Origin of the sequence: Kitasatospora sp. NPDC058170 (genome assembly GCF_042883905.1) — a bacterium.
In the GTDB taxonomy this organism is placed as follows: domain Bacteria; phylum Actinomycetota; class Actinomycetes; order Streptomycetales; family Streptomycetaceae; genus Kitasatospora.
In genome coordinates this window covers 78,589-93,725 of sequence record NZ_JBHVUV010000009.1, presented here as the reverse complement: position 1 = coordinate 93,725, position 15,137 = coordinate 78,589, and the positions used below count along the sequence as shown (strand labels likewise).

Sequence of the window (15,137 nt, the reverse complement as noted above, 5' to 3'; positions counted from 1 at the left end):
GGGCCGCAGCCCCGGTGGCGCCGGGCACCGGCCGTCAGGCGGGCCGGTGCCGCCGGTGGGCGCCCGCGCGGTGCGGGCGGTGCCGGTGCGCCGGTGCCCGGCCGGCCGCGCAGTCCGGCCGGGCCAGGACCGAGGTGAGCAGCGCCGAGCAGAGCGCCGAGACCGCCAGGGTCACCGCCGGGTACCCCCCGTCCAGGGTGAAGTGCGCGATCACCCCGCCGAGCAGGGCCGCCACCACCGCCGTCCCGATCGTCAGCGCCCGCCCGGCCGGGAAGTACGCCGGCAGCGCCAGCAGCGCGGTCAGGCCGGTGACCAGGCCGATGAGGACGAAGGCGAGCGACTCGACCAGCAAGGGTGCCTCCCCGGTGGCGCGGGTGCGGCGCTGGGACGGCCGCACTGTCGCCGTACCCCGGGCCGCCGGGCCGTACACGCAGCGGTGCCCCGCACCCTCGGTGAGGGGGCGGGGCACCGTGAAGCAGCTCAGAGCGTGCCGAAACCGACCTTGCGGACGGCCTGCTCGCCGATCTCCACGTACGCCAGGCGCTCGGCCGGGACGATCACACGGCGGCCGTGCTCGTCGGTCAGCGTGAAGAGCTTCTCGGTGCCCTCCAGCGCCTTGGCGACCGCGTTCTGGACCTCATCGGCAGTCTGCGAGCTCTCGATCACGATCTCGCGCGGCGCGTTCTGAACGCCGATCTTGACCTCCACGGCTTCCGTCCCTCCGGGGTTGCAGCCATCCACGCGCGGACACCGGACCGCCTGGGACAAGCGTTCGCGGCGACCGCGCCGTACGGCTTCACCATAGAGCACCCGATCATCGCCGCGGCGAAGCCCGCCAGATCGCTACTCGGAAGCGGCCCGGGGCAGGTCGTCGTCCTCCTCGCCCGAGCCCGGCTCGCCCGGGTGCATCGGGAAGCCCTTCAGCCCGCGCCAGGCCAGGCTGGCGACCAGCCGCACCGCCTCGTCGCGCGGGATCTGCAGGCCCTGCGAGAGCCAGTAGCGCGCGGTGATCTGGGCCAGGCCGCAGACGCCGGCCGCGAGGAGCTTGGACTCGGCCTCCGGCAGGTCGGTGTCCTCCTGGATGACCTCGCTGACCAGCGTCGCGCTGGCGTCCGAGGCCCGCTCGACGCGCTCGCGCACGGCGGGCTCGTTGGTCAGGTCGGACTCGAAGACCAGGCGGAACGCGCCGGACTCGCTGGAGACGTAGTTGAAGTACGCCTCCATCGTGGCGGCGACCCGGTGCTTGTTGTCGGTCGTCGCGGCCAGTGCCGAGCGGGTCGACTCGACCAGTGCGTCGCAGTGCTTGTCGAGCAGTGCGAGGTAGAGCTCCAGCTTTCCGGGGAAGTGCTGGTAGAGCACCGGCTTGCTGACACCGGCGCGGTCGGCGATGTCGTCCATGGCGGCCGAGTGGTAGCCCTGGGCGACGAACACCTCCTGGGCGGCACCGAGCAGTTGTTCACGGCGGGCGCTTCGCGGCAGGCGGGCACCGCGCGGGCGCTCCTGCGCCTCCTGGATGGCCGTCACGGCGCTCCTCACTTCACGGTTGTTCGGGGCTGGCAAGGTGACTGATTCTACTTTTCGGTAACCGCGTTCGCGCTTGGCGAGCGTGAGAAAAGCGCCGGGCCCCCTTGTCAGGTGCCCACAATACGGCGCTGACCACGGCTGTCGGCAGTGGTGCGACGAGGGATGAGACGACCGGGCCGGGGGAGGCCGGGGCCTGGGCCCGCGGGGGTACGGCTCACTACCATCGTCCACCATGAGCAGCGCTGAGCAGCAGGTACGCACGTCGGCGGGGGAGCCCGCGCAGTTCCGTACGGTCGAGATCCCCGGTGCGGTGCTGGCGGTGAGCGGCCCCGACGGCGGGCCGGTGGACGGTGTGGACGGTGCCGGGGCGCGGGAGCCCGCGCTGTTCGTGCACGGGCTCGGCGGCTCGGCGGGCAACTGGACGGCCCTGATGGACCGGCTCCGCGACGTGGTCGACGGCGAGGCCGTGGACCTGCCCGGGTTCGGCCGCTCCGCCCCGCCCGCCGACGGCAACCTCTCGCTCAACGGCCACGTCCGCGCGGTGATCGGCTACCTGGAGGCGACCGGGCGCGGTCCGGTGCACCTGTTCGGCAACTCGCTCGGCGGCGCCGTCTGCGTGCGGCTCGCGGCCCTGCGCCCGGACCTGGTGCGCACCCTCACCCTGATCTCGCCCGCGCTGCCCGAGCTCCCGCCGCAGCGCACCGCCTGGCCGACCGCCCTGCTCGCGGTGCCCGGCCTGCCGGCCCTGCTGCGCCGGATGCCGTCGAACGGCCGCAGCGTGGAGGACGCCACCGACGGCCTGCTGCGGCTGGTCTACGGGGAGCCGGCGGCGCTGGCCCCGGCGGTGCGGGCCGAGGCGGTGGCCGAGTACCGGCGCCGGACCGAGCTGCCGTACGCGATGCCGGCGCTGATCGGCTCGGCGCGCGGGATCGTCTCCGCCTACACCGAGCGCGGCGACCAGGCGCTGTGGCGGCAGGCCGAGCGGGTCGGGGTGCCGGTGCTGCTGGTGTACGGGCTGCGCGACAAGCTGGTGTCCTACCGCTCGGCGCGGCGGGCCTGCGCGGCCTTCGCGGACGCCCGGCTGCTGGTCCTGCCGGACTCGGGGCACGTGTCGATGATGGAGTTCCCCGACCAGGTCGCGCGGGCGGTGCGGGAGCTGCTGGGCGCGGAGGCGCGGTAGCGGCGGCGATAACGCCCCGGTTCGGGGCGAGGTCACGCCGGTTCACTCGTTCAGGTGGCTACCAGCCAGGTGACCGATGGATGGCCGCCGGCCGGTCCTACCTTTCTGCTGTCGGACCGAACAGGTGTGGGGGAGGAGCGGGCGCCGGAGCAAGCGGAAGGCGGCCGCGAACAGGGGTGCCGGCGGGTCGGGTGCGACCGCCGGAGCGGGCGTGCGCCCGGAGGGTCGGCCGCGGGGAGTGTCCCGCCCGCCCCGGCCGCCCAGCCCGTTCGAGCCGTCCGGCGATCCGTTGACCCGTCCGTCGATCCGCCCTGCTCTGGAGGTCTCCCGTGCGCGTCGCACTGCTCACCGAGGGCGCCCGTCCGTTCGCACAGCGTAGCGCGGGTGGCTGGTGCGCCCGACTGGTCGAAGGCCTGGGCGAGCACGAGTTCGAGCTGTACGTGCTGGCCGGAGCGGCCGGCTCGGGCGTCGCCGACAGCCCTTCGGGCCGCTGGCGCGGGGTGCACGAACTGGCCCTGTGGGGCCGGCGCCCGCCCGGCCGCACACCGGGAGCGCTGCGCAGACGGCAGTACGTACGGGCCTACGAGGACCTGGTCCGGGCGCTGGTGATGCCGGGCGGGCGGGCCTCCTTCGGTACCGGGCTGTACCGGCTGGCCGCGCTCGCCCGCGAGGACGGCGCCCTGCCCGCGTTCCTCGCCTCCGCCCACGCCCGCCGCGCGCTGGAGCGGGTCTGGCGCTCGCCCGGGGCCGACACCTCGGCCGGGCAGCCGCTGGTCTGCGACGTGCTGGTGGCGGCGGACCTGCTGGAGCAGTGCCTGCGCCCGCTCTCCGCCCCCTGGTACGGCACCGGGCCCGGCGGCCTCGGTGCGGCCGACCTCTGCCACGTGGTCGGCGGCGGGCCGGCGGCGCTGCCCGCGCTGGTGGCCAAGCAGCTGCACGGGGTCCCGCTGGTGGTCACCGAGCACGGGCTGCACCTGCGGGAGCAGTACCTCGGGTACCGCGAGGCGCCGTACCGGTGGCCGGTCCGGGCACTGCTGCTGGCCTTCTTCCGGGCGCTCACCGAGGAGACGTACCGGCAGGCCGCGATACTGACCCCCGGCAGCGCCCACGACCAGGAGTGGCAGCGGCGCTGCGGGGCCGACCCGGCGCGGACCCGGGTGGTCTACGAGGGCACCCCGGCGGTGTCCCGGGCGCCGGCCGGTCCGGAGCCGTCCGCGCCGACCCTGGTCTGGGCCGGCCCGCTGGAGCCGGGCCGGGACACCGAGCTGATGCTGCACGCCTTCGCCGGCGTCCTGGCCGAGCTGCCGGGGGCGCGGCTGGTGGTCCACGGCGAGCAGGCCGCGCCCGGCTACCTGGCGCACTGCCGGGCGGTCGCCGGGCGGCTGGGGGTGGCCGACGCGGTGGAGTTCGCCGGGCGGCCGGCCTCGACCGCCGAGGCGTGGGAGGGCGGCACGGTGGCGGTGTTCTCGGCGCTCTCCCAGCGCAGCCCCCGGCTGCTGGCGGACGCGATGCTGAGCGGGCGGGCCGTGGTCTCGACGGACGTGGGCGTGGCCCGGGAGGTGGTCGGTCCGACCGGACTGCTGGTGCCGCCGCGCGATCCGCGGGCGCTGGCGACCGCCTGTCTGGCGCTGCTGCGCGACGAGGAGCGCCGGGCCCGGCTGGGGCTGGCGGGCCGCCTGCGGGCGCAGGAACGCTTCGCCGTGGAACCGGTGATCGGCGCGTTCCGGGAGGTCTACCTGGAGCTGGTCTCGCAGTGGCCCGCCTTCCCGGCGGCCGAGGGCGGCGGCGGTGCGGTCGGGGAGCACCCGCGCCCGTTCGCCCGGCCCGCCGAGTACTGGCTGGCGGACGGCCGGGGCGCGGGCGCCCCGCAGGCCGCCGCGGGCAGCGCCGCGGGCGACGGCCCCGACCGCGTCGAGGGCGGCGTCGAGGGCGGATCGCAGGACGCACGCCGGGACGGGTCGCGGGACGGGTGCGCCGAGGACGCGTGCGATCGCCCCGGCGCCCTGGCGGAGGCGGTCTGATGAGCGGCAGCGGCCCGACCGCCGGCGCCCCGGCGGTGCCGGGCGGGGGCGCCGGAGAGCGGGCCGGGGGCGCGGCGGGCCGGGTGACGGGCGATCCGGTGCGGGAGGTGATGGCCGCCCACCGGGTGCTGTGCGAGCGGGCCGTCGACCCGCTGGAGATCGCCGCGGGGCTGGAGGAGGCCGGGCTGGGAGCGGCCGCGGCCGCCCGGTGCCGGCACACGGACCTGTTCTCGCTCGCCGAGGAGCTGTACGCGCGGGTGCCGCGCCGCCCGCCCGGTCCGGCGCAGGCCGCCTGCGGGCGGGAGAGCCGGTGGCGGCGCTGCGGCGCGGCCCTGCGGGTGGCCGCGCTGGCGGCGCTGCCGTGCGCCGCGGCGGCCGCCCTCGGAGCGGTCCGGCCGGTGCTGCTGCCGGCGGCCGTCCCCCTGGTCCTGCTGCCCGCGCTGGCCGCCGGGGCCGACGGGTCCGACGGCACCGGCCCGCCGGACCGGGCGGCCCGCGGCCGGCGGCCGGTGCTGCTGGCCCACGGGCTGGGAGTGGCGGGCCTGTTGCTGCTGCCGCTGGCCGGGGCGCCCGGGGACGCGTCCGGGGACGGCCGGGTGACGGCGGCCCTGGTCCTCGCGGCCGCGCTGTCGGCCGGGTCCGCGGAGTGGGCCGCCCGCTGGTTCCGTCACGTCGGCCGGGGCCACCTCGGGTCGGCGGGCACGCTCGCCGAGTTCCGCTCCCGGATGCGCCCGGTGCTGCCGGTGGCCGTCACCCTGCACCTGGCCGTCCTGGCCGTGCTCACCTTCGCCGCGCTTGCCGTGCTCACGGCCGTCGCCCCGCGCCCCGGCCCGGACCACGGCGGCGGGCTGCTGCACGTGGCGGTCGAGCGCGCCGACGGCGCCCAGTGGGCGGCGCAGGGCGTGCTGGGACTGCTGCTGGTCCTGCCCGCGCTGCTGGCCCGCTGCGGCCGGAGCGCCACCGCCGCGCTCGGCGCACTCGCCGGGCCGGTCCTCACCGCGGCCCTGCTCGCGACGGGCCGGAGCCTGCCGGCCGCCGGACTGCTCGGCGGCGGGGCGGTCGCGCTCGTGCTTTTCGGGTATGCGTCGGTGGTGCTCGGCCGGGCCGGTGCACACCGCTGAACCTCCCCCTGTTCACTCTGTCCGCCAGGTCGATACCCGACCTCGCTTCGTGGAAGGACACCCCCGATGAGGGTGCTGCTGCTGGGCGCCGACGGCTTCATCGGCCGCCGGGTCACCGATCGTCTGCTCGTGGACCAGGAGTTGCAGGTGACGGTGCTCGGCCGGCGCGACTCCGCCGACATCCGCTTCGACCTGACCGCCGGGAGCCCGGGTGCGCTGGCCCGCTTCCTGGACGCGGTCGCGCCCCAGGTGGTGATCAACTGCGCGGGCGCCACCTACGGCAGCTCGCGGACCCTGATCCGGGCGAACACGCTCGCCGTCGCCACCGTCTGCGAGGCGATCCGGCGCAGCCGGGAGCCGGCCCGGCTGGTGCACGTCGGTTCGGCCGCCGAGTACGGACCGGTGCCGGGCGGGGTCCCGGTGGCGGAGAGCGCCGAGCCGCGCCCGGTGGGCCCCTACGGGGTGTCCAAGCTGGCCGGGACGGAGCTGGTGCTGGCGTCCGGGCTGGACGCGGCGGTGCTGCGGGTGTTCGACGTGGTGGGCCCCGGGTCGCCGACCGCCTCGCTGTTCGGCCGCCTCGCCGAGGGGCTGCGGCGGGCGCTGGAGCGCGAGGAGTCCCAGGTGCGGATGCCGGACCTGTCCGGGTACCGGGATTTCGTGGACGTGCGGGACGTCGCGCGGGCGATCCAGGCGGCGGCGGTGTCGGCCGCCACCGGCGTGATCAACATCGGCAGCGGGCACGCCGTCCGGGCCCGGGACGCGGCGCAGCTGCTGGTCCGGGCGTCGGGCTTCGAGGGGTCGATCGTCGAGGAGAACCGGTCGGTCCTGCTGCCCGCGCAGGTCGGCGGCCCGGTCGACCAGCCGGCCGGGCACCACCTGCCGGGCCACCGGGTGCTGGAGCCGCGGCCGGTCGAGGGCCGGGTGCCGGCGGGCGAGCCGGTGCCGTGGCGGCAGGCGGACGTGCGGACCGCCCGGGACCGTCTCGGCTGGCGGACGCAGGTGCCGCTGGAGGAGTCCCTCGGGGACGTCTGGCTGGAGACGGCCTGCCGGGTCTGACCGCGGCCGGGCGGGCCGGCGCAGGCGCAGCTGCCCCCGGGGCCGGTCCGCGGCGGGCCGCCGCGGCGCTGACCGGCCCCGGAGCGCGGTCCCACGATCCGACGCCGGTCGTCTCGCCCATCGGACGGGCTGTCTCGGAATACCGGGGCGGCGTGACACTGTTGGCCTAGCAGAGCCACCCCCGGTGGCGGAGCAACAAGCCCCAAGAGGTTGGCCCCGGCCACCTGAACCGACGACCATCGGAGTCCCCGTGTCGCTGCCACCCCTGGTCGAGCCGGCCGCCGAGCTCACCGTTGACGAGGTCCGCAGGTACTCCCGCCACCTGATCATCCCCGACGTGGGCATGGCCGGGCAGAAGCGGCTGAAGAACGCCAAGGTGCTGTGTGTCGGCGCCGGCGGCCTGGGCTCGCCCGCGCTGATGTACCTGGCCGCGGCGGGTGTCGGCACGCTCGGCATCGTCGAGTTCGACGTGGTGGACGAGTCCAACCTGCAGCGGCAGATCATCCACGGCCAGTCGGACATCGGCCGGTCCAAGGGCGAGTCGGCACGGGACTCGGTCAAGGAGATCAACCCCTACGTGGACGTGATCCTCCACGAGGAGCGCCTCGACAACGACAACGTGATGGAGATCTTCTCCGGCTACGACCTGATCGTCGACGGCACCGACAACTTCGCCACCCGCTACCTGGTGAACGACGCGGCGGTGCTGCTCGGCAAGCCGTACGTGTGGGGCTCGATCTACCGCTTCGACGGCCAGGCCAGCGTGTTCTGGGCCGAGCACGGCCCGTGCTACCGCTGCCTCTACCCGGAGGCCCCGCCGGCCGGCATGGTCCCGTCCTGCGCCGAGGGCGGCGTGCTGGGCGTGCTCTGCGCGTCCATCGGCTCGATCCAGGTCACCGAGGCGATCAAGCTGCTGGCCGGGGTCGGCGAGCCGCTGGTCGGCCGACTGATGATCTACGACGCCCTGGAGATGAACTACCGCCAGGTGAAGGTCCGCAAGGACCCGAACTGCGCGCTCTGCGGCGAGAACCCGACGGTCACCGGGCTGATCGACTACGAGGCCTTCTGCGGTGTCGTGTCGGAGGAGGCGCAGGCCGCCGCCGCCGGTTCGACGATCACCTCGAAGCAGCTGAAGCAGTGGCAGGACGACGAGGAGGACATCTTCCTGGTCGACGTCCGCGAGCCCGGCGAGTACGAGATCGTCAGCATCCCCGGCGCGGTGCTGATCCCGAAGAACGAGTTCCTGATGGGCAACGCGCTGGAGTCGCTGCCGCAGGACAGGAAGATCGTGCTGCACTGCAAGTCGGGCGTGCGCTCGGCCGAGGTGCTGGCCGTGGTGAAGTCGGCCGGCTTCGCCAACGCCGTCCACCTGGGCGGCGGCGTGCTCGGCTGGGTGAACCAGATCGAGCCGCACAAGCCGGTCTACTAAGGACCCCGCAACACCGAGGAGGGCCCGTTGCGGACCGGCTCCAGACAAGCCCTAGAGGGCGCCCTTGCGCTGGAGCACGTTGTAGGAGATCCAGCCCGGCAGCACCGGCAGCCAGAAGGTGAGCGCCCGGTAGAGGAAGACCGCCGGGGTGGCCACCGCCGGGGGCACGTCGGCGACGGTCAGGGCGCCGATCAGGGCGACCTCGACCGGACCGATGCCGCCGGGGGTGGGGATGGCGGAGCCGGCCGCGTTGGCGGTCAGGAAGACCACCGCGACCGCGGAGAAGCTGATGCTGCCGCCGAAGGCCTGCACCGAGGCGTCCAGGCAGGCGGTGAAGGACAGGGTGAGCAGCAGGATGCCGCCGAAGCCGGTGACCAGCTTGCTGGGCGTCTGCATCAGGTCGAGCATCCGGGGCACCACGCCGAAGAACAGCGAGCGCAGCCGGTTCAGGACGAACCGCCGCAGCGGGGCGACGGCCGCGACCACCAGGGCGAGCACGGCGGCGGTCAGCACGCCGATGATCACCGCGCGGGAGGCGGAGAGGTCGCCGTTGGTCTGGCTGCCGGTGATCAGGCCGAAGCTGAACAGCAGCAGCAGGTGCCCGGTGAGGCCGGCCAGCTGCGAGGCGCCGACCGAGGCGACCGCCTGGCCGGAGCGGATGCCGGCCTTCTGCAGGTAGCGGGTGTTGAGCGCGATGCCGCCGATCGCGGCGGGCGCCACCAGCTTGACGAAGGACCCGGCGATCTGGGCCGCCACCGTGCGCCGGAACGGCAGCTTCTCCGGGACGAAGCCGGTCAGGCTCATCGAGGCGGCGACGTAGCTGAACGCGGCCGCGGCCAGGGCCACCGCCGCCCAGGCCCAGTTCATCTGGGAGAGCTTGAGCTGGGCCGGCTTGATGGTGGTCAGCGCCAGGTAGGCGGCGAAGGTGAGCGCGATGACCATGATCAGGGTCTTCGGCTTGAGCCGTTCCAGCTTCGCCGTCTCGGTCGGCGCCTCGGGGGCGATCTGGAGGATCTGGCCGCGGATCCGGCTGAGCAGGTCCTCGCCGGCCACCGCGATGTCCTCCTCGGCCTGCTGCTGGGTGCGCTCGCCGGCGGCGACCTGCTCCAGCGCCCTGGCCCGGGCGGCGGTCTTGCGCTCCTTGGTGAGCTTCTTCAGGTCGACCCTGGTGGAGCGGCTCATCCCGACCGGCTGGAGCAGCGGCAGCGCCTGCGCCACCCGGTCCGCGCCGAGCACGGCGTTGGCGGTGGCCACCGCCCGGTCCGGGCCGATCCGCAGCGCGAAGGTGGTGAGCAGCTGGGCGACGTCGATCCGCAGGGTCAGGTCGGTGGCGGCGATGTCGCCGCCGGAGAGGTTGACCAGGCAGGCCGACTTGCCGTCCACCACCAGCAGGGACTCGCCGGTGAGCCGGCGGTGGGCGATCCGGCGCTCGTGCAGGGCCCCGACGGACTCCCACAGCGAGGCCATCACCTGGTCGGTGACCTCCTCGTCGGCGAGGTCGTCCAGGGTGCGGCCCTCGACGTTCTCGTAGACCAGGATCGCGGCGTCCGGGCCCAGTTCGGAGGTGGCGACCAGCTGCGGCGCGCGGGCCCCGGAGGCGGCCGCCGCGTAGGCGATCAGGGCCTCCTGCTCCAGCGCCTGGCGCAGCGACTGGGGGCTGCGCCGGACGGCCACCGAGCGCAGCCGCAGCCGCCGCCAGGCACGGTAGAAGAACCCGGAGGCCTGCTGCTCGCGGTCGATGATGTGGACGTCCAGCGGCGGGCCGCTCTGCTGGGCGACGAAGTAGCGGCGGGTGCCGCCGGGGGCGTCGGCGGCCCGGTGGGCGCTGGCCGGGGTGAAGCCGACCTTGCGCAGGCCGATCATCAGGTGCTGGCCGGTGGGCCGGATGTTCGGCGACCCGATCGCGTACAGCGTGCCGTAGGCGACGGACCAGCCGATCAGCACGGTGAGCAGCAGGGACAGCGGGGTGGTGTAGCCGCCGAACAGCTCGGTGATCCCGCTGAAGACCACCACCACCCACAGGGCCACCCGCCAGCGCGGCCGGCTCGACATGCCGACCGCGGTCATGTAGGCGATCACGGGGGCCAGGTAGCCGTGCACCGGGTCGGTGAGGGTCCCGGTGCTCTCCAGCGGGAACCGGGTGAGGGCGTCGCGGATCTGCACGGAGGCGCCCTCGGCGACCCACCAGTCGATGCCCAGCGAGACGCCGTAGGCGAGCACCGAGGCGAGGACGCCGTCGGCGACCCGCAGGCCGTCGCGTTTGATCAGCCGCTCGACCGCGAAGGCCAGCGGTACGGCGAGCACCGCGACGCTGGAGACGAGGCCGGCGATGGTGGACAGCACCGGGGAGAACCGGGGGGCGTTGGAGGCGATGTCCAGCTCGATGCCGGTGGTGGTCGAGGTCGCGACGCCGGCCAGGACGAACACGGCGACTATGCCGAAGACGCCGGCCAGGAAGCGGATCAGGTCGGACGGCCGGTGCGCGCGGGCGGCGAGCAGCGGTTCGTCGACGTCCAGGTGCGGGGTGTCGTCGTGGGCGTCGTGCTCCTGCGGCGGCGCGGGCTGCTGCGCGGGGACGCCGGCCTGGGCCGGTCCGGTCGCGGCCGCGGGCGCCTCGGCCGCGGGGCCGATCGGTTGCGGGGTCTTGATCGTCCGGTCCTTGATCAGGGAGACTTCCGGCGTCGGCTCGGTGGCGGGCCCACCGCCGGGACCTGCGGGCACGGCGTTTGCGGACTCGTCGGAGTCCTCGTCCACGCCCACGTCTGCCGTCCCGGTCATCTGGTCTTGTCCTCGTATCACCACTCACCGCCCCGAAGATGGTGGCATGCCTCGGCGCCCCGTGCTGGACAGGGGGCGCATCGGGCGCGGCGGATCGTTCGTACGGGGCCGCCCGCTTCCCCGGATGGGGAAGAATGCCGCAGGTGACGGACGCTACCGACGACGGCGCGCTGCCGCCCTTCGCCGAACTGGTGCTCGACCTGACCGAGCGGATTCCACCCGGCCGGGTGATGACCTACGGGGACGTCGCCGAGTACCTCGGCCACGGCGGCCCCCGGCAGGTCGGCCGGGTGATGGCCCTGTACGGCGCCGCCGTGCCCTGGTGGCGCGTGATCCGCGCGGACGGACGCCTCCTGCCCGGCCACGAGCGGCGGGCGCTCACCCGCTACCGCGAGGAGGGTACCCCGCTGCGCGAGCTCGCCGACCCGCCCCGGGTCGATCTGAAGCGGGCCCGCTGGGACGGACAGTAGCCGGGCGGCTGCGCACGAAGACGGAAACCGCTGCGCACGAAAGCGGAAACCGGTGCGCGCAAACCCGGAAACCGCTGCGCGGACGGGAATGACGGGGCAGGATCGTAGGCTCGATACGGACGGGCCCCTCGCGGGGCCCGCCTTCCGTCGCCCGCAGCACAACCCCCAGGACGTCCGTGAGCTCCCCCTACCGTCTGGTGCGCAGCCCCCTCGCCCAGCCCGCCCCGCCCGTGCTGGACGAGTACCAGCGCGCCGTGGTCGAGCACGCGGGAGGCCCGCTGCTGGTGCTCGCCGGGCCCGGTACCGGCAAGACCACCACCCTGGTGGAGGCCGTCGCCCGGCGGATAGAGGCCGGCACCGACCCCGAGAAGATCCTGGTCCTGACCTTCAGCCGGAAGGCCGCGACAGAGCTGCGCGACCGGATGTCCGCCCGGCTCGGCGCCGCCGCCCCCGGCCCCCGGGCCACCGCCCTGCGCGCCCCGCAGGCCACCACCTTCCACTCCTTCTGCTACGCCCTGCTCCGCGCCCACCAGGACCCGCAGGACTACGCCGAACCGCTGCGCCTGCTCTCCGGCCCCGAGCAGGACGTCATGGTCCGCGAACTGCTGGCCGGAGGTGCCGAGGACACCCGCCTCGGCACCTCCCGGATCGGCTGGCCGCTGGACCTGCGGGCCTGCCTGACCACCCGCGGCTTCGCCGACGAGGTCCGCGCCGTGCTCGCCCGCAGCCGCGAGCTCGGCCTCGGCGAGGCCGAGCTCGAACGCTTCGCCGAGGGCGTCCAGCGCCCCGACTGGGCCGCCGCCGCCCACTTCCTCGCCGACTACCTCGACGTCCTCGACCTGCGCGGCGTCCTCGACTACGCCGAGCTCGTCCACCGCGCCGTGCTCCTCGCCGAGCGCCCCGAGGTCGGCGAGGAGCTGCGCCGGCGCTACGACGTCGTCTTCGTCGACGAGTACCAGGACACCGACCCCTCCCAGGTCCGGCTGCTGCGCCAGCTGGCCGGCGGCGGGCAGGAGCTGATCGCCGTCGGCGACCCCGACCAGTCGATCTACGCGTTCCGCGGCGCCGACATCAACGGCATCCTGGAGTTCCCGCAGACCTTCCGCCGGGCCGACGGCAGCCCCGCCGAGGTCAAGGTGCTGCGGGTCTCCCGCCGCTCCGGCGCCGTACTGCTCGCCGCCTCCCGCGAACTGGCCCGGCGGATGCCGATGGGCCGACTGCCCGCCGACAAGCTCGCCCAGCACCGCGCCCTGCTGCCCGCCCGCGAGGGCGGCCGGGTCGAGGTGTACACCTACCCCACCCCCGGCACCGAGCTGGACTCCATCGCCGACCTGCTGCGCCGCGCCCACCTGGAGGACGGCGTGCCGTGGGGCGAGATGGCCGTCCTCGTCCGGGCCGGCGCCCGCTCCATCCCCGGCGTACGGCGGGCGCTCGGCGCGGCCGGCGTCCCGCTGGAGATCGACGGCGACGACCTGCCGCTGCGCGAGGAGCCCGCCGTCGCCCAGCTGCTGCTCGCCCTGCGGGTCTGCGCCGAGCAGGCCGCCCACCGGCCCGCGACCGAGCAGCCCGGCCCGCAGGCACCCGACCCGCTGACCACCGAGCTCGCCCACGGCCTGCTCACCGGCCCGCTCGGCGGCATGGACGGCTCCGACCTGCGCCGCCTCGGCCGCGCCCTGCGCGAGGAGGAGCGCGCCGCACTGCGCGCCGCCGGCCTGCCCGCCGCCGCACTGCGCCCCGCCGAGGAGCTGATCCGCGAGGCCCTCGCCGAACCCGAGCGGCTGGTCGCCCTCGACCCCTCGTACGCCCGCCGCGCCCGCGACCTCGGCACCCTGCTGCGCAAGGTCCGCGAACGGCTGGCCGGCGGCTGCACCGCCGAGGACGCGCTCTGGGAGCTGTGGGACGGCAGCCGCCGCTGGCGCGAGCGCCTGGAGCGGGCCGCCCGGCGCGGCGGCGCCGCCGGCCGCAACGCCGACCGCGACCTGGACGCGCTCTGCGCCCTGTTCGAGACCGCCGCCCGCGCCGAGGAACAGGTCACCGGCCACCGCAGCGCCCTCGACCTGCTCGCCGAGCTGGAGGCCCAGGACATCGCCGCCGACACCCTCACCGTGCGGGCCGTCCGCCCCGAGGCCGTCCGGCTGATGACCGCCCACCGCTCCAAGGGCCTGGAGTGGCGCGTGGTCGTGGTCGCGGGCGTCCAGGACGGCCTCTGGCCCGACCTGCGCCGCCGCGGCTCGCTGCTGGAGGCCGACCGGATCGGCCGCGACGGCCTCGCCGAACCGCTCTCCCCGGGCGCCCTGCTCGGCGAGGAGCGCCGGCTCTTCTACGTCGCCGCCACCCGGGCCCGCGAACGGCTGATCGTCACCGCCGTCAAGGCGCCCGCCGAGGACGGCGACGAGCCCTCCCGCTTCCTGCGCGAGCTGTACCGCGAGGACGTCGACCCCCGGACCGGGCGGGTGCTGCGCCGCACCCCGCAGGTCACCGTCGAGGACGTCACCCACCGCCCGCGCCGCCCGCTGTCCGTCCCCGCACTGGTCGCCGAGCTGCGCGCGGTCACCGTCGACCCGGCCCGCTCACCGGAACTGCGCCGGGCCGCCGCCGAACGGCTCGCCACCCTGGCGGCGGCCGCCGACGAGGACGGCCTGCCGCTCGTCCCCGCCGCCCATCCCGACCGCTGGTGGGGCCTGGACGACGCCACCGCCGCCGCCGAGCCGCTGCGCGACGCCGACCTGCCGGTGCGGCTGTCCGGCAGCGGCCTGGAGCAGCTGGAGAACTGCTCGCTGCAGTGGTTCCTGGACAAGGAGGTCAAGGCGCGCAGCGCCGGCTCCGCCGCCCAGGGCTTCGGCAACGTCGTGCACGCCCTCGCCGACGAGGTCGGCTCCGGGCGGACCCCGGCGGACCTCGCCGTGCTGATGGAGCGCCTGGACACCGTCTGGGACGCGCTCGCCTTCGACGCGCCCTGGAAGTCCCACCAGGAGAAGACCGAGGCCCGGGCCGCCCTGGAGCGCTTCCTCAACTGGCACGTGCTGGAGCGCGGCCGGGACCTGGTCGCCACCGAGCACGGCTTCGACGTCACCCTGGAGGTCGGCGGCGTCGCGGTGCAGATCCGCGGCTCGATGGACCGGGTCGAGAAGGACGAGGCCGGCCGGGCCTACGTGGTCGACTTCAAGACCGGCAAGCAGATCCCCTCCGACAAGTCGCTGCCCGAGCACAAGCAGCTCGCCGTCTACCAGCTGGCCGTCCGGGCCGGCGCGCTCAACGAGCTGCCCGGCTTCGCGGGCGGCCCGCCGCACACCGGCGGCGCCGAGCTGGTGCACCTGCGCGAGCCCGCCGCCAAGGCCGCCCCGGACGCGCCCAAGGTGCAGCAGCAGGGCCCGCCGGACGGCGAACCGTGGATCGAGGGACTGCTCGCCGACGCGGCCGGCCGCGTCCTCGCCGAGCACTTCGTCCCGCAGACCGGCGGCGGCTGCGACCGCTGCGGCTTCCGCCGCAGCTGCTCCGCCCAGCGCGACGGTGCGCAGCTGGTGGAGTGAGGGTTGTCGGCGCCTGCGGTTAGCCTCG

The 15,137-nt window shown here is 75.5% G+C and carries 11 protein-coding genes; 7 read left to right on the top strand and 4 right to left on the bottom strand.

Annotated features, from left to right (window positions below):
• Positions 1-34: 34 nt before the first annotated feature.
• The 3 genes from ACFVVX_RS12435 to ACFVVX_RS12425 all read right to left on the bottom strand — a co-directional run bounded on the left by ACFVVX_RS12435 (position 35) and on the right by ACFVVX_RS12425 (position 1,524).
• Positions 35-352 carry a hypothetical protein gene (locus ACFVVX_RS12435; RefSeq protein ID WP_387944391.1) on the bottom strand — a complete coding sequence of 106 codons (318 nt, stop codon included), beginning with the start codon at positions 350-352 and terminating at the stop codon, positions 35-37.
• 128 nt (positions 353-480) lie between these two features.
• Complete coding sequence (locus tag ACFVVX_RS12430) at positions 481-708, bottom strand: DUF3107 domain-containing protein (protein WP_387944389.1); 228 nt, start codon at positions 706-708, stop codon at positions 481-483.
• A 135-nt stretch (positions 709-843) separates the two neighbouring features.
• Positions 844-1,524, bottom strand: coding sequence for a TetR/AcrR family transcriptional regulator (locus ACFVVX_RS12425; RefSeq protein WP_387944387.1), 681 nt, complete (start codon positions 1,522-1,524; stop codon positions 844-846).
• A 232-nt stretch (positions 1,525-1,756) separates the two neighbouring features.
• On the opposite strand from ACFVVX_RS12425, the gene ACFVVX_RS12420 reads away from it, so the two are divergent.
• The 5 genes from ACFVVX_RS12420 to moeZ all read left to right on the top strand — a co-directional run bounded on the left by ACFVVX_RS12420 (position 1,757) and on the right by moeZ (position 8,331).
• Positions 1,757-2,704, top strand: coding sequence for an alpha/beta fold hydrolase (locus ACFVVX_RS12420; RefSeq protein WP_387944385.1), 948 nt, complete (start codon positions 1,757-1,759; stop codon positions 2,702-2,704).
• A gap of 329 nt (positions 2,705-3,033) precedes the next feature.
• Positions 3,034-4,725, top strand: coding sequence for a DUF3492 domain-containing protein (locus tag ACFVVX_RS12415; RefSeq protein ID WP_387944383.1), 1,692 nt, complete (start codon positions 3,034-3,036; stop codon positions 4,723-4,725).
• The gene (locus ACFVVX_RS12410; RefSeq protein WP_387944381.1) at positions 4,725-5,846 is read left to right on the top strand and encodes a hypothetical protein; all 1,122 of its coding nucleotides are present in this window, start codon (positions 4,725-4,727) and stop codon (positions 5,844-5,846) included. Before ACFVVX_RS12415 ends, ACFVVX_RS12410 begins: the two co-directional genes overlap by 1 nt.
• Before the next feature lie 66 nt (positions 5,847-5,912).
• A complete protein-coding gene (locus ACFVVX_RS12405) occupies positions 5,913-6,902 on the top strand; it encodes an NAD-dependent epimerase/dehydratase family protein (protein WP_387944379.1) in 990 nt (329 codons plus the stop codon).
• 250 nt (positions 6,903-7,152) lie between these two features.
• Positions 7,153-8,331 (top strand): adenylyltransferase/sulfurtransferase MoeZ, encoded by a 1,179-nt coding sequence (gene moeZ / locus ACFVVX_RS12400; RefSeq protein WP_387944377.1) that lies wholly within the window; start codon positions 7,153-7,155, stop codon positions 8,329-8,331.
• A 51-nt stretch (positions 8,332-8,382) separates the two neighbouring features.
• On the opposite strand, the gene ACFVVX_RS12395 is transcribed toward moeZ, so the two are convergent.
• Positions 8,383-11,109: a flippase-like domain-containing protein gene (locus ACFVVX_RS12395; RefSeq protein ID WP_387944375.1), complete on the bottom strand. Its 2,727-nt coding sequence runs from the start codon at positions 11,107-11,109 to the stop codon at positions 8,383-8,385.
• Between the two features lie 134 nt (positions 11,110-11,243).
• On the opposite strand from ACFVVX_RS12395, the gene ACFVVX_RS12390 reads away from it, so the two are divergent.
• Together ACFVVX_RS12390 and ACFVVX_RS12385 are read left to right on the top strand one after the other, a co-directional pair.
• Positions 11,244-11,579: an MGMT family protein gene (locus ACFVVX_RS12390; RefSeq protein WP_387944373.1), complete on the top strand. Its 336-nt coding sequence runs from the start codon at positions 11,244-11,246 to the stop codon at positions 11,577-11,579.
• A 176-nt stretch (positions 11,580-11,755) separates the two neighbouring features.
• Complete coding sequence (locus ACFVVX_RS12385; protein WP_387944371.1) at positions 11,756-15,109, top strand: ATP-dependent helicase; 3,354 nt, start codon at positions 11,756-11,758, stop codon at positions 15,107-15,109.
• Positions 15,110-15,137 lie beyond the last annotated feature (28 nt).